Origin of the sequence: Clostridium celatum (genome assembly GCF_021412605.1) — a bacterium.
GTDB classification, from domain to species: domain Bacteria; phylum Bacillota; class Clostridia; order Clostridiales; family Clostridiaceae; genus Clostridium; species Clostridium celatum.
Window position 1 is genome coordinate 1 of record NZ_JAJKGM010000054.1, and the last position, 15,687, is coordinate 15,687.

At 27.3% G+C, this 15,687-nt stretch carries 16 protein-coding genes; 13 read left to right on the top strand and 3 right to left on the bottom strand.

The window, feature by feature from the left end:
* Positions 1-128: 128 nt before the first annotated feature.
* The gene (locus LPC13_RS15360) at positions 129-929 is read right to left on the bottom strand and encodes a tyrosine-type recombinase/integrase (RefSeq protein WP_234088982.1); all 801 of its coding nucleotides are present in this window, start codon (positions 927-929) and stop codon (positions 129-131) included.
* A 307-nt stretch (positions 930-1,236) separates the two neighbouring features.
* Here LPC13_RS15360 and LPC13_RS15365 point away from each other — a divergent pair, with 307 nt between their 5' ends.
* Together LPC13_RS15365 and LPC13_RS15370 are read left to right on the top strand one after the other, a co-directional pair.
* Positions 1,237-2,262 (top strand): hypothetical protein, encoded by a 1,026-nt coding sequence (locus LPC13_RS15365; protein WP_005212893.1) that lies wholly within the window; start codon positions 1,237-1,239, stop codon positions 2,260-2,262.
* 113 nt (positions 2,263-2,375) lie between these two features.
* Complete coding sequence (locus LPC13_RS15370) at positions 2,376-2,975, top strand: hypothetical protein (protein WP_005212895.1); 600 nt, start codon at positions 2,376-2,378, stop codon at positions 2,973-2,975.
* A gap of 39 nt (positions 2,976-3,014) precedes the next feature.
* Here LPC13_RS15370 and LPC13_RS15375 read toward each other — a convergent pair whose 3' ends face one another.
* Complete coding sequence (locus LPC13_RS15375; protein ID WP_051040671.1) at positions 3,015-3,350, bottom strand: PadR family transcriptional regulator; 336 nt, start codon at positions 3,348-3,350, stop codon at positions 3,015-3,017.
* Positions 3,351-3,556: 206 nt separating this feature from the next.
* Between LPC13_RS15375 and LPC13_RS15380 the strand changes: the two genes are divergently transcribed.
* The 10 genes from LPC13_RS15380 to LPC13_RS15425 all read left to right on the top strand — a co-directional run bounded on the left by LPC13_RS15380 (position 3,557) and on the right by LPC13_RS15425 (position 13,692).
* Positions 3,557-3,799, top strand: coding sequence for a hypothetical protein (locus tag LPC13_RS15380; protein WP_005212898.1), 243 nt, complete (start codon positions 3,557-3,559; stop codon positions 3,797-3,799).
* A gap of 124 nt (positions 3,800-3,923) precedes the next feature.
* Positions 3,924-4,601 carry a hypothetical protein gene (locus tag LPC13_RS15385; RefSeq protein WP_005212899.1) on the top strand — a complete coding sequence of 226 codons (678 nt, stop codon included), beginning with the start codon at positions 3,924-3,926 and terminating at the stop codon, positions 4,599-4,601.
* A gap of 63 nt (positions 4,602-4,664) precedes the next feature.
* Positions 4,665-5,429: a ClpP family protease gene (locus LPC13_RS15390; protein ID WP_195245110.1), complete on the top strand. Its 765-nt coding sequence runs from the start codon at positions 4,665-4,667 to the stop codon at positions 5,427-5,429.
* A gap of 108 nt (positions 5,430-5,537) precedes the next feature.
* The gene (locus tag LPC13_RS15395; RefSeq protein ID WP_195245109.1) at positions 5,538-7,889 is read left to right on the top strand and encodes a DNA translocase FtsK; all 2,352 of its coding nucleotides are present in this window, start codon (positions 5,538-5,540) and stop codon (positions 7,887-7,889) included.
* 76 nt (positions 7,890-7,965) lie between these two features.
* Positions 7,966-9,303, top strand: a complete 1,338-nt coding sequence (gene rimO / locus LPC13_RS15400; RefSeq protein ID WP_005212903.1) for a 30S ribosomal protein S12 methylthiotransferase RimO — start codon at positions 7,966-7,968, stop codon at positions 9,301-9,303.
* The gene (pgsA, locus tag LPC13_RS15405) at positions 9,287-9,874 is read left to right on the top strand and encodes a CDP-diacylglycerol--glycerol-3-phosphate 3-phosphatidyltransferase (RefSeq protein WP_040419276.1); all 588 of its coding nucleotides are present in this window, start codon (positions 9,287-9,289) and stop codon (positions 9,872-9,874) included. Before rimO ends, pgsA begins: the two co-directional genes overlap by 17 nt.
* 180 nt (positions 9,875-10,054) lie before the next feature.
* Entirely contained in the window at positions 10,055-11,095 is a 1,041-nt protein-coding gene (recA, locus tag LPC13_RS15410; protein WP_040419278.1) for a recombinase RecA, read from the top strand.
* Positions 11,096-11,279: 184 nt separating this feature from the next.
* The gene (rny, locus tag LPC13_RS15415; protein ID WP_005212906.1) at positions 11,280-12,842 is read left to right on the top strand and encodes a ribonuclease Y; all 1,563 of its coding nucleotides are present in this window, start codon (positions 11,280-11,282) and stop codon (positions 12,840-12,842) included.
* 189 nt (positions 12,843-13,031) lie between these two features.
* Entirely contained in the window at positions 13,032-13,292 is a 261-nt protein-coding gene (locus LPC13_RS15420; protein ID WP_005212907.1) for a stage V sporulation protein S, read from the top strand.
* 139 nt (positions 13,293-13,431) lie between these two features.
* The gene (locus LPC13_RS15425) at positions 13,432-13,692 is read left to right on the top strand and encodes an HPr family phosphocarrier protein (protein WP_005212908.1); all 261 of its coding nucleotides are present in this window, start codon (positions 13,432-13,434) and stop codon (positions 13,690-13,692) included.
* 76 nt (positions 13,693-13,768) lie between these two features.
* Here LPC13_RS15425 and LPC13_RS15430 read toward each other — a convergent pair whose 3' ends face one another.
* The gene (locus LPC13_RS15430) at positions 13,769-13,987 is read right to left on the bottom strand and encodes a DUF378 domain-containing protein (RefSeq protein WP_040419280.1); all 219 of its coding nucleotides are present in this window, start codon (positions 13,985-13,987) and stop codon (positions 13,769-13,771) included.
* 132 nt (positions 13,988-14,119) lie between these two features.
* Between LPC13_RS15430 and purB the strand changes: the two genes are divergently transcribed.
* Entirely contained in the window at positions 14,120-15,550 is a 1,431-nt protein-coding gene (purB, locus tag LPC13_RS15435; RefSeq protein ID WP_040419282.1) for an adenylosuccinate lyase, read from the top strand.
* The last annotated feature ends 137 nt before the right edge of the window (positions 15,551-15,687 follow it).

The following is a 15,687-nucleotide window of genomic DNA, read 5'->3' on the forward strand; positions in this document are numbered from 1 at the left end:
AATATTACTGGAAATCAAAATTTCCAGTAATATTTGATTTATAAGAAACTATATTACACAAAATTATCTACAGTCTCACTAAATCATTTTTTTATTATATTAATCCATATTATATTAAACCACTATTTTTATAGTGCATAAGAGAAATCTATTTTGTTGCTCATTTCCTTTAATCTTTTCATGATTACCCCTAAATATCTCATAGTTGTTTTTATATCAGAGTGATTTAATACATGTCTAACTAATTCAATATCATGTCCTGATTCTTCATATAATGTATGAGCAAAAAGTTTTCTAAATGAATGGGTACCAATGTTTTTATATCCTAAATAATCAGTTATTATTTTTAATTGTTGTTGCATGTTTCTTACTTTATTAGGATAAATAAAATCATCCTTATCTAAATTATTGTTAATGGCATATTCTAATAATTTGTTATACATTGCATCATTTAATTCTCTATTTTGCCATTTACCTGTTTTTATTTCTTTAATAGAAAATTTACTTCTATTGAAATCCGAAACCTTTAAATTAACTATATCTGAAGCTCTAAATCCTAAAGTAGCTTGAAGTGCCAAAGCAAATGCTAATGATGGATTAGGTCTAAATTTTCTAGAACGTCCCGTCTTTTTATCATAATAACTAAATCCTTCCTTGCACAACTTAATTATTTGTTCATATTCTTTAACTTCTAGGGGTCTTGTTGCTTTATAATTCTTTTTTTTATTCTCTTCTTTATTATTATTATTATTACTTTCTACTTCTACCTCTACTTTTTTTGATGCATTATTATTATTTTTAATTGCTCCCTCTGTTTTTATACTATCTTCAGTAAAATTTGAAGTTAACTCACTATTAACTTCACTTGCTCTCATTTTTTTATAAAATTCATAGAACTTCATCATTTCTAACATTTCTTCATCTAACATAATTTTAAAATTTCCTTTCTTCTATAAATCGAATATGCTTTTTAAATTAACTGCGCTTTTCATACATCCAAACTGCGCTTTTTATATTTTTATAATAATAATATACTATACAAACCTAGTAATATCAATGTTTTTAGAAAAAACTGCGCACATTCGGTATTGTACGCAGTTTTTTTTGATGGTATTTTTTTAGTTTTTTTCATAGAAATCCTTTTTAAAATATGTTATAATATTTTCATCAAGTTAACCATAGTTAACTAAGTTAACTATGGTTAACCAAAGTTTTGAATAGAATAGGAGTAATAAAATGGAAAATACAGATAATTCTCAAGAAAATTTAAGTTTTAATGATAATATTAATTCAAATATAGATAATAATATGGATATACATTCATTAAATGATACGAATCCTAATGTAAATTCAAATTTAACAGAGGGAGATAAAATCGAAACCAAAGGATTAAAATTAAAAAAATCTACTAAAGAAAGATTAAACACATTACAATCAAAGTTTACCGATGCTGAAAGTATGGTATTAGCATTATTGAATCAATATGAAACTTTTACTATATCTACAGATAATAAATATACTGATAGGAAAGCTGAAATAGATAAATTTAATTTTTTATTAGATTCAATAAAAAATAGTTTTGTAAATTCTTTAGAAATGGCTACTTTCGTAGAAGAAAAATACTTAAGTAAAATTCAAGAAGAACTAACTAAGAAAGATAAAGTAATTTCTATAGCTCAAAACGAAAATATAAAACTAATGGAAGAGATTAAAAGTATACAAAAAAACCTTATATCCAAAGATCAAGAATTAGAGGATGTAAAAGATAGTTTTAGTCGAGTGAATTTAGCACTTACAACAGTAGAAAAGGAACTGAAAGAAAAAAGTGAAATTATCCAAAGCTTACAGACTCACTTAAACACTTTAAATAAACTCTCTAACGATAATGATATTTATCAAAAAGAAATTTCCGAACTTAAAACTTATATAAAAAAATTAGAAAGCAACTTGCAAGATTATGAGTATAATAAACAATTATTGGATAATTCAAATAAAGAAAATGTTAAAAATCAAATTCTTTTAAATGAATTAAAAGAAGAAAACAAAAACTTACTTAATTATAATCAGGAATTAAATAAGAAAATTCAAAATTTATTACTAGATAACTCTTCCAGAATATTAGAAATAAATGAAAAGAATAATAATACTATTAGAGAAATTGAAAAAAATAAGGATTTAGAACTTCAAAAGGCAAATAATAAAATAAATGAATTGCAGGAAGAACTTTTCAAAATAAAACTTAATCAATCTAATCTAAAATAGAAGAAGTTAACAACTCACTTTTTTATACTCTTGTTATAATATTTTAATCCATTCTGATTATACTATTATTATGTATAGATATTAAAATTTAGTATGAAGAGGTGAGTTTTAAAATGTCAATGCCTTTAATTTCAGCTCTTATTTCATCTGGTGGATTAATTCTTGGTTCAGTAATTGGAGCCTGTTGTAGTTGGTATATTAATAAACTCTCATTAAATGAACAAAACAAGTTAAAAGTTCAAGACTTTTCTTATCAAGAAAAATATAAATTACAAGAAAAACACATAAATATAAATATTATAAGATTAGATTTTTGTACTGCAATTTATCAAAGTATACGCTATCTTCAGAATACTGAAAAACCATTAGAGCATTATACTATTCCAGCTTATAGTAATTATCACAAAATAGTCGCATCTTTAAGTGAGGATTATTCATTAAAAGAACTAAGTTACATATATCAATTTTATGCTATACTTGATAACGCTCATATTTCTCTAAGTAAAATTGATAAACTTACTGATTCAAACTACTTATATATAAGAAGTGTTTTTTTTAGTATTTTAAAAAAAATCTACGGTAATAACTATTTAAAAATTCTTAATAAAGATATTGAAAATATTAGTTTCAAGGAATTATATAGTGATCCCCTTATGAAGGAAGGATATAGAAATTTGTTACGTTCTTTAGATGAACAATATATTAAAGAGTAAAGTTTACGTTTTAAATATAATTCGTAAACTTTACTCTTTTTATATCAACATATTAATCATAACATCTATTGTATTTTTAGTTTTCTTTAAATTATCTACATAGTCGGCAACATGCATTTTATAGTATTGAATTCCTTCATCTGTAATATGGTATATCTTTTTGCTTCTTTTATTTAATACTTCATTCCCAACCCATTCACTTATTACATAACCTTTAATTTCAAGGTCATATAATGTTTCGTATATAGTGCTTGAAGAAACAGGAAATGGCAAATTAGTACTTTGAAATTTTTCTCTAAAAACCTCTAATATTTTATTTCCAAATACAGTTTCTCCTTTGGATAGTTCTTTTAATATATAAAATGAATACAGCATTTTAGTATTAACCGTATTTCTAGGTGCAACTAATCTATTTCTATTACCACTCAAAAAATCACTCCTCTTTTTTTAAAGATTGTATACATAATTTTATCAAATTTTAGATATTATGTCTAATTATTAAAAGTTTAATATTAAAAAGCACCTTAAATCATTAATATGAATACAATATATTAAAGTACAAATGATAGGAGATGAGTAACATGTCTCGAAAATGTTGTAGAAGAAACTGCTGTTGCCAAAACAATTGCTGTTGTCAAAATAACTGTTGTTGCCCTAGCAATTGCTGCGGTCAAAATAATTGCGGATGTGGTTACGGTGGCTATGGTAATTGCGGAGGATTCGGTGGCTATGGTAATTGCGGAGGATTCGGCGGCTACGGTGGTTGCGGTGGCGGCTGGTGGTGGATAATAATATTATTATTCTTTTGCGGAGGCTGCTGGTAATCTAGACTTTAGTGCATCAAAAGTGTATCAAATTTTTGATGCACTTTTTTTGATTAACTTTTTATAAATAGAATTTAATTAAAAGGGAAAAATAATTTAGAACTATCATTTAGAGGTGATATATATGATAAAAGTAAAAACTATACTATTAACTTTAATCACAGTTCTATTTTTATTTCAAACTCCTTACGCAGAACCTATTAATGAAAATGATCAAAATTCCGAATCCATTAATGAGAATAATAAAGATTATAAAAAATTAGAAGATTTAAAAAGAGAATTAAAAGAAGAAAGAAAAGTTATTGATCAACAAAGACTAGAGCAGATTAAATTAAAAGAATTAGAAAAAAATAAAGATAAAAATGACACAGAAGTTACACCAGACACTACAAATAGCAAAGAAAATAAAACTCCTAAAAAAGCACAGGATAACATTGTTCCAAGCTTAATTGTACGTTTACGCGGAAAACATTCTACAAAATATTTATGCGAATACAACTTTACTGTAAAGAATAACAATACAGAAAATTCAGTAAGTAATGTAATAATTGAAGATTATGATACCTTACTAAAAAAACCTTCTTTAAAAGTACGTCCAGGTGAAACTATTAATCTTGAATTTTCTAGAAAACCTGAAAAATTAACTACATACATATATGGCGAAAATAATAATGAAGAAATTTCATTAAAAAAAGGTTCTTTTAAAGTTCCTACTCTTGATAAAAAAATAATACTAATAATAGAAGGTACATATGATAATGGTTATGTTAAATATGCCATTGTTTTAGATATAAGAAATTAGTATAAAATGATTATTTTAATATCTTACTACATAAAATATAGCTATAATTAGGAGGAATTAATAATGCAAAATAATATCTATAACTCAAATATTGAATATACTTCTGAAGGAGAAGTTCCAGAAAAGGATAAAAATACAACTGATGAATCAGTAGAAAAAAAGGAAGATGCTAAACTTAAAGAAATAAAAGAACTTGGAACATTAAACTCTAGTGGTGATGATCAAAGTATTCAAATACTACCTATAATAGGTCAAATAGAAGGTCATGTTGTGTCACCACCTCAAACTAAATCAACAAAATACGAACATATAATACCTCAATTGATATCAATGCAACAAAATGATAAGGTAAAAGGAATATTAATAGTATTAAATACAGTGGGCGGAGATGTTGAAGCTGGCTTGGCTATCGCTGAAATGATAAATTCAATTTCTAAACCTACTGTTTCAATTGTCATAGGTGGTGGTCATTCTATAGGTGTTCCATTAGCAACCTCTGCTGACTTTTCATTTATTACACCTTCAGCTACTATGATAGTTCACCCTGTTCGTATGAATGGATTTGTTATAGGTGTAGCTCAAACATTCCATTATTTCAAAAAGATGCAAGAAAGAATAAATAATTTTGTTGTTAGAACATCTAAAATAGATAAAGATGAATTAGAAAGAATGATGTTGCGTTCAGATGAACTATTAAACGATATGGGTACTATGTTAATAGGAGAACAGGCTGTTGAATGTGGTTTAATAAATCAAGTTGGTGGTATAAAAGATGCATTAGATAAACTTGACGAATTAATAAATAATGCAGATAATAAAAATAACTAGAAATTCCCTCTGGGAGTTTCTTTTTATTTGTAAATTATATTAAAATAGTACTATACTATGATTATACTATAATTTCCAATTATATTTTTACAAAAGGAGGTAGATAAAATGGCAACTCAAAAGAAGAAAAGAAAGAATAAGCCCAAGCAGTCTTCTTTCGAAATGCAGGGAGATATTAAGGCCATATTATTAATTTCTATAGGTATTATATTAGCATTTTCAACATATACAAACATTGCTGGTATTTTATCCATTCTTACACGAAAAATTCTTTACTCACTTATAGGTATAATTATTTATGCAATACCTATTTTCTTAATTTGTCTTGGTATTAATACTATAAAATCAAAGGGGAAAGCAACTTATTCAAGAAAGTTTTTTAGCCTTTCAATATTTTTTATAGTTGTTTGGCTTTTGTGTAGCACGATAAATATTAATCAAGCTGTTAGTGACCTAGAAACTATAAACTTTGCTAATACATTAAAAAAAATATCATTTTATACAAGTACATCTTTACATGGTGGAATTTTAGCTTATTTAATAACTTATCCACTCTATAAACTAACTGGGTTTATTGGTAGCTATATTGTTTATATAACTTTAATTTTAATTTGTATTATATTATTCTTAGATATTACTTTATATGATATATATATAAAATTCAAAAACGTTACTAGTCTACTAAAGGATAATTTTACAAACCCTAAACCAAGTAAAAAATTATCAAAATCTAAAGTAAAAAAAGAAAAGAATATCTCTTCAGAATTAGATGATAGTGAAGAATGTAATTATATTAATGATATAAATAATAAAATTGAAATACTGGACTTTATGAAAAATTCTAATTTAGAAACTTTTTCAAATTTTCAAGATATAAATGCAGATGATTATTTTGAAGAGAAAAATAGTAATAATTCTTCCTTTTCCACTAATACTACGCTTTATGAAACAAAAAATATAGTAAATAAAGAAGTGGTAAATAAAGAAATTGAAGATAACTTAAATTCTTTAGAAAAAACTACAGAAAAGAAATATATTTTCCCAGATGTAGATTTACTTAACATAAATTCAAAACTTCAATTAAAAAATGAGGATAAAAAAGATTTAATAGATAGTGCTAATAAACTTGAGGAAACACTTTCTAATTTTGGAGTAGATGCTAAAGTTATTCAAGTAACAAAAGGTCCTTCAGTTACTAGATTCGAACTACAACCTAGTCCAGGTGTTAAAGTTTCTAAAATTGTTAATTTACAAGATGATATTGCTTTAGGACTAGCTGCAAATGGTGTAAGAATAGAAGCTCCCATCCCTGGGAAAGCGGCAATAGGTATAGAGGTTCCAAATAAGAAACAAGCCCCTGTGTTTTTAAGAGAAGTTTTAGATTCAAAAGAATTTACAGATACTGATAAAACATTAGCATTTGCACTTGGAAAAGATATTACTGGAAAATGTATTGTTGGTGATTTAAGCAAAATGCCTCATATGCTAATTGCAGGTGCTACAGGCTCAGGTAAATCGGTATGTATTAACACTTTAATAATAAGTTTATTATATAAGTACTCTCCAAAAGATGTTAAGCTTCTAATGATAGACCCTAAAGTTGTTGAGTTAAGTGTATATAACGGTATACCTCATCTTCTTATTCCAGTTGTTACTGATCCAAAAAAAGCAGCTGGTGCTTTAAATTGGGCAGTAAATGAAATGAATAAGAGATATAATTTATTTTCGCAAATGAAAGTTAAAAACATTGAATCCTATAATAACTTATATAAAAAAGGAGAAATAGATGAAAAGCTTCCTTATGTTGTAATGATTGTGGACGAGCTTGCTGATTTAATGATGGCCTGTCCTAATGATGTTGAAGATTATATATGTAGATTAGCACAAATGGCTAGAGCAGCAGGAATGCATTTAATTATAGCAACTCAAAGACCATCTGTTGATGTTATTACAGGGGTTATAAAAGCTAATATTCCATCTAGAATTTCATTTGCTGTTTCATCAGGAATTGATTCTAGAACAATTTTAGATCAAACTGGTGCTGAAAAATTATTAGGAAGAGGGGATATGCTATATAATCCTATAGGAGAAAATAAACCATTAAGAGTGCAAGGCTCATTTATTTCTGAAGAGGAAGTAGAAAATGTTGTAGATTTCATAAAATCATCATATGAAGAGGTTAACTATTCAAATGATATAATAGACCATATTAATAATGAAAATACCACAGAAGTCGCATCAGATAGTGAATCTGATGAACTATTAGACGAAGCTATTAAAATTGTAGTAGAATATCAACAAGCATCTACTTCATTTATTCAAAGAAAATTAAGAGTAGGATTTAATAGAGCTTCTAGAATAATGGAGGACTTAGAAGAGCGTGGAATTATTTCAGAAAAAGATGGAAGCAAACCAAGACAGGTATTAGTAAGTAAAGAAGAGCTTTATAGTAGAGATTAATATAAAATACTTGTAAATATTCTTATGTTAAATTAAAATAATAATTATTATTATATACACTTAGGAGGAAAATATTTTGAATAAATATAAAGTTGGAATGGTTAGTTTAGGCTGTGATAAAAACAGAGTAGACTCAGAACTTATATTAGGAACAATCAATAAATTTTATGAAATAACTAATAATGCTAAAGAAGCAGATATAATTATTGTAAATACATGTGGATTTATAGAAAGTGCAAAACAAGAATCTATAGATACTATTCTAGAAATGGCTGAATATAAAAATAAATATAACTGTAAAATGCTTATTGCAACTGGTTGCCTTACGCAAAGATACGGAGATGAGTTGTTAGAATTAATTCCTGAAATAGATATACTTATGGGAGTTAATGACTATATGAAACTACACAAATTAATATTAGATTTCATTAAAACTCAAAGAAGAGTATCATCAACATCTTATACTGATGAAGGAATCAATGAAGGTGAAAGAATTCTTACTACTAAAACTCATACAGCATATGTTAGAATAGCAGAAGGATGTAATAACTTTTGTACTTACTGTATAATCCCTAAAATAAGAGGTAAATTTAGAAGCAGAACAAAAGAAAGTATCTTAAATGAAGTAAAGAAGTTAGTAGACTTTGGCGTAAAAGAAATTATACTTATAGCTCAAGATTTAACTAATTATGGTGTAGATATCTACAATAAAAAAAATCTACATGAATTAATTAGAGAAATCTCAGAAGTTGAAGGGATAGAATGGATTAGACTACTTTATTGCTATCCAGAAGAAATTACAGATGAGTTGATTGAAGAAATTGCTACTAATAAAAAAGTAGTTAAATACTTAGATTTACCTATTCAACATATAAGTACAAAAATCTTAAGACAAATGGCTAGAAAAACTAATAAAGACACTATAATAAACAAGATTGAATTATTAAGAAAAAAAGTTCCAGGAATTGCTTTAAGAACTTCTCTTATAGTTGGATTCCCAGGTGAAACAGAGGAAGATTTCAACGAATTAAAAGAATTCTTAACTGATTATAAATTAGAAAACGTTGGTGTATTTGCATATTCACAAGAAGAGGGAACTCCAGCAGCAAAAATGGATAATCAAGTTGAAGATGATGTAAAAGAACAAAGAAAAGAAATATTAATGCAAATCCAAAGAAAAATCGTAAAAGAACAAAACAAATTGAAAATCGACAATATTTATGATACTATTATAGATGGAAATAATGGAGAATATTACATTGGAAGAAATTATGAAATGTCTCCTGAAATTGATGGTATTATATTTATTAAAAAGAATACTAATTTAAAAATAGGCGATATAGTTAAAGTTAAAATAACCGATGTAATGGACTACGATTTAATAGGAGATGTTTTTAATGAATTTAGCAAATAAATTAACGATGCTTAGAATAATTTTAGTTCCTATATTTCTAATATTCATTGTAGTAAAAGGCATACCATATGGTTCAATTATTGCTACATTGATATTTATTATAGCATCACTAACTGATCAATTAGATGGATATATAGCTAGAAGTAGAAATGAAATAACTAATTTCGGAAAATTTATGGATCCTCTAGCTGATAAATTATTAGTAACAGCGGCACTAATTTCATTGGTTGAATTTAACCTAATTCCAGGATGGGCAACTGTAGTAATAATAGCTAGAGAATTTGCAGTATCAGGACTTAGAACTTTAGCAGCTTCTGAAGGAAAAGTAATCGCTGCAAGCTGGTGGGGAAAAATTAAAACAGTTACGCAAATAATAGCTATATTATTATTATTATTCCAAGTAAATATTGAATCTACAGCTTATTTAAGTAATATGGTTAATAATAATGAAATAGTTAAAACTTTCTTTGCTTATGCTCCTAAAATAGCACTAATAATTGCTGTTTTAATGACAATAGTGTCTGGCATAGATTATTTTGTTAAAAATAAGCATGTAATTTCAATGAAATAACAGATTAAAACATACAAATAATGGATATAATTATAAAAGTTCCTTCTAAATATTTTAGTTGGAACTTTTAGACTATAATGTGAATTAATATTATAATTTAATTTTTGTTGACTATATTACAATAATAATTTATAATCTTAACTATAAGAACAAATGTTCATAAAGAAGGGTGGTAATTTTATGACAAATATTGATGTAAATAAATTAAAAGCAATCGAAAATGCTATGAGTCAAATTGAAAAACAATTTGGTAAAGGTTCAATAATGAAATTAGGTGAACATAGCACGCTTAATATAGACTCAATTTCCACTGGTTGTCTTGATTTAGATATAGCACTAGGAATAGGTGGTGTTCCTAGAGGAAGAATAATTGAAATTTATGGTCCTGAAAGTTCTGGTAAAACAACAGTTGCTTTACATATAGCCGCAGAAGCACAAAAACTTGGTGGAGCTGTAGCCTTTGTTGATGCTGAACATGCTCTTGATCCTAGTTATGCTAGAAACCTTGGAGTAGATACTGAAAATCTTATTGTTTCACAACCTGATACAGGTGAACAAGGATTAGAAATAGCAGAAGCTCTTGTACGTTCTGGAGCAATTGATGTATTAGTTGTTGACTCTGTTGCTGCGTTAGTTCCTAGAGCTGAAATTGAAGGTGAAATGGGTGATTCTCATGTAGGACTTCAAGCAAGATTAATGTCACAAGCATTAAGAAAATTAACTGGTACTATTAATAAATCTAAATGTGTTGTTATATTTATAAATCAGTTAAGAGAAAAAGTTGGTGTAATGTTTGGAAATCCAGAAACTACAACTGGAGGAAGAGCACTTAAATTCTATTCATCTATAAGACTTGATGTTAGAAGAATTGATTCTATAAAACAAGCAGATGAAATTGTTGGAAATAGAACAAGAGTTAAGGTTATGAAAAATAAAGTAGCTCCTCCATTTAAACAAGCTGAATTTGATATCATGTATAATGAAGGTATTTCAAGAACAGGTAATATAGTCGATGTGGGCGTTAAAGAAAATATCGTTCAAAAAAGTGGTGCTTGGTTCTCTTATAATGATATAAGATTAGGACAAGGAAGAGAAAATGCAAAGCAATATCTTAAAGATAATCCTGAAATTGCTTTAGAAATAGAAAATAAAATCAGAGAAAAATATAACTTACCTTTAATGACTGCTCCTAAAGCAGTTAAGAAAGCTGATGAAAAATAATCTTTTTAAAAAATGATATGTAAAATACATATCATTTTTTATTTATCACACTCTAAGTAATCTTGACATAATTTTGTTTCTAAGGTAAAATAATAACAAATACTGGTTTATCATATTCATAGAATAGTGAGAATAATATGACACCTAGACGTTTTCTATTAGATTATAAATTAAATAGAGGTTTATGCGAGGAGGTGTTAGTTTGGATAGAATATTACCTATTATATTGGTTGATATTTTACTATTAGCAGTATTCGGTTATATCGTATACAAAGCTATACAAAAAGCCACAAAAAATAAGGTTTTACTTTTAGAAAAAGAAGCTGAAGATTTAGTTGAAAAAGCTAAAAAAGAAGCTGAAGCAACTAAGAAAGAGTCTATTTTAGAGGCAAAGGAAGAAGTTCACAAACTAAGAAATGATTTAGACAGAGATTCTCGTGAGAGAAGAAATGAAATTCAAAGGCTTGAAAGAAGAATTCTTCAAAGAGAGGAATCTTTAGACAAAAAGAGTGATCTTTTAGAAAAGAAAGAAGAAACTATCAATAAGAGATTGCAAGAAATTGATCAATTGGAAGAGAATGTTCAGCAGTTATTTACTAAAAGAAGAGAGGAATTGGAAAGAATTTCAACTTTAACTTCTGATGAAGCTAAAGAACTTCTATTAGGCGAAGTAAGAAAAGAAGTTTCTCATGATGCAGCTTTAATGATTAAAGAAATTGAATCAAAAGCAAAAGAAGAAGCTGATAAAAAAGCTAGAGAAATAATTACTACTGCTATTCAAAGATGTGCTGCAGATCATGTATCTGAATCAACAGTTCATGTTGTTGCATTACCAAATGATGAAATGAAAGGCAGAATTATTGGAAGAGAAGGAAGAAACATTAGAACACTCGAAACATTGACAGGAGTTGATTTAATAATTGATGATACTCCAGAGGCTGTTATTTTATCTAGCTTTGACCCTATTAGGAGAGAAGTAGCTAAAATAGCACTTGAAAAATTAATTGTAGATGGAAGAATACATCCAGCTAGAATTGAAGAAATGGTTGAAAGAGCCACAAGAGATGTTGAAAATGATATTAAAGAAGAAGGCGAACAAGCAACTCTAGAAACAGGAGTACATGGTTTACATCCTGAAATTATAAGACTTTTAGGAAGACTAAAATATAGAACTAGTTATGGTCAAAATGTTTTAAAACATTCTATTGAAGTAGCTTACTTGGCTGGATTAATGGCTTCTGAATTAGGTCTTGATGTAAATTTAGCTAAAAGAGCTGGATTATTACATGACATTGGTAAAGCTGTAGATCAAGAACAAGAAGGTCCTCACGCATTAATAGGTGGAGACTTAGCTAAAAAATATCATGAATCACCATTAATAGTTAATGCAATTGCTGCTCATCATGGTGATGTAGAAATGATGTCTTTAGAAGCCGTATTAGTTCAAGCAGCAGATGCAATATCAGCTGCTAGACCTGGCGCTAGAAGAGAAACACTAGAAGCTTATATTAAAAGACTAGAGAAACTTGAAGAAATTGCCAATTCTTATGAAGGCGTAGATAAGTCATATGCTATTCAAGCTGGAAGAGAAATAAGAATCATGGTTAAACCAGAACTATTAGACGATGCAGGTTCAATTGAATTAGCTCGTAATTTAGCTAAAAGTGTTGAAGAACAGTTAGAATATCCAGGGCAAATTAAAATAAATGTTATAAGAGAAATAAGAGCAGTGGATTTTGCTAAATAATAGAAAAATAAAAAAATACATTTCGTAGTAATACTAAATGTATTTTTTTATTTTTTTATTTTTTTATGAATTTTTTATTTTTTTTGTGAATTTTAGAAGGAATTTTTTTCTTTTTATAGAATATTAATATTATAAGAAATCATTTTCATTTTATGTAAACGATTTTAAATTTAGGAGGTAGAAATATAAATGGAAGTATTAAAAGTATCAACAAAGTCTAATCCAAATTCAGTCGCAGGAGCTTTAGCAGCTATAATAAAAGAAAAAAATATAGTTGAAATTCAAGCTGTAGGCGCTGGAGCAATTAATCAAGCAGTAAAGGCAATAGCAATAGCAAGAGGATTTGTTGCTCCAAGTGGTCGTGATATAGTATGCGTACCAGCTTTTACCGATATAGAAATTGATGGTGAAGAAAGAACTGCAATAAAATTAATAGTTCAACCAAGGTAATTTATAGATAAAAGTAAAATTAGCAAATTTTTATTCTATAAACATAATGTTTACTATTGAAATTTTTTTAAATCCATTATATAATGTAATCGTTAGATATATAATTATATAATATATAAAACGTAAAGAGGTGTGTTAAATGGTATCTAAAGAAGTAGTAGTAAACAACGGAACTGGTTTACACGCAAGACCAGCGACTTTATTAGTTAAAAAGGCTTCATCATTCAAATCTGATGTAAGCATCGAATTTAACGGAAAAAAAGCTAATGTAAAAAGCTTAATAGGTGTTTTATCATTAGGAGTAACTAAAGGTGCTAATATCACTGTTACTGCAAATGGTGATGATGAAACTCTTGCAGCTGAAGAAATTGCAAAGTTAATAGAAACATTAGAAGATTAATAATAAAAAAAGTGCTTATAGCACTTTTTTTTATTTACATCTTTATGTAATATATTCAGTATTATAAATTTAATTTTTAATTTTTAAAAGTTTTTATGCCACATCTAAATGGTAAGATAATTAGATTAATAGCTGCTACAAAAATGGCTATATATATTATTCTTAATAGTATATAGGAATTTGAAACTAATATAGCAACAATATTTTTATTTAGTATTCCAATAATTCCCCAATTTATAGCTCCAATTAAAACTAATACTATAGAAATCTTATCTAAAATGTTTAACTTATACATATCCATCCCCCTTTTATAATTCATATTATATAATATGAAATTTTTTTTAAAATATGCTAACAAAATAAAGAAAAATATGATATAATACGAATGATAGTGGTTTAATAGTAAAAAATATTCGGAGGTACTGTTATGACAAATTTATATAATTCGCCATTAAATTCAAGATACTCATCAAAAGAAATGAGCTACATATTCTCAGATGATATGAAATTTTCTACCTGGAGAAAGCTATGGGTTGCCTTAGCAGAAGGTGAAAAGCATTTAGGTTTAAATATAACAGATAGTCAAATAGAAGAATTAAAATCTAATATTTATAATATAAATTATGCTGAAGCAATCGCTAGAGAAAAGGAAGTTAGACATGATGTAATGAGTCATGTATATGCTTATGGTTTACAATGTCCAGATGCTAAAGGAATCATCCATTTAGGAGCAACAAGCTGCTTTGTTGGTGATAATACTGACATTATTATCATGAGAGATGCTTTATTGCTAATAAAGAAAAAAATAGTAACTGTTTTATATCATCTAAGTAATTTTGCTAAAAAATATAAAGATATGCCAACATTAGGATTTACTCATTTCCAACCTGCTCAATTAACAACAGTAGGGAAAAGAGCTACTTTATGGATGCAAGATTTAGTTTTAGATATAGAAAACATAGACTTCTTATTAAGTAAATTAAAGCTTAGAGGGGTAAAAGGTACTACTGGAACTCAAGCTAGCTTTATGAATTTATTTAACGATGATGAGGAAAAGGTAAAAGCTTTAGATAACTTTGTAGCTGAAAAAATGGGATTTGATAAAAGCTATGGGGTTACAGGGCAAACTTATCCAAGAAAGGTTGATTCTATAGTTTTAAATACGTTATCAGAAGTTGCGCAAAGTGCCTATAAGTTTAGTAATGATTTAAGACTACTTCAAAGTATGAAGGAGATAGAAGAACCATTTGAAAAAAATCAAATTGGATCATCAGCTATGGCTTATAAACGAAATCCTATGAGAAGCGAAAGAATTGGTGCACTTGCAAGAACTGTCATTGTTAACTCTTTAAATCCTGCTATAACAGCTGCTACACAATGGTTTGAAAGAACATTAGATGATTCTGCAAATAAAAGAATATCAGTTGCAGAAGCTTTTTTAGCATTAGATGGTGTATTAAATCTTTATATTAACATTGCAGAAAACATGGTAGTTTATGATAAAGTTATATCTAGCCATGTTAATAACGAACTACCATTTATGGCAACAGAAAATATAATGATGGAAGCTGTAAAAAAAGGTGGAGATAGACAAGAGCTACATGAAAGAATAAGACTTCATTCTATGAATGCATCTCAAAGAGTAAAAGGTGAAGGTTTAGATAATGATTTAATTACTAGAATAATTAATGATGATTATTTCAATTTAAGCAAAGAAGAAATTTTATCAATTATAGATCCAAGTAAATTTGTGGGAAGAGCTCCAAGTCAAGTTACTGAATTTATTAATGAATATGTAGAACCTATTATAAATGATAATCTAGATGCTTTAAATATAAAAAGTGAGATAAATGTTTAATGTGAATCTGATACAATTATCTTACTATAGAAAAAGGAATTATATTTTTATATAATTCCTTTTTCTCAGTTTGTTGAAAAACCCCCTGTTTAAAAACAGAGGGTTTTTCTATTATTAGTTGTGGATAAAATTTAATA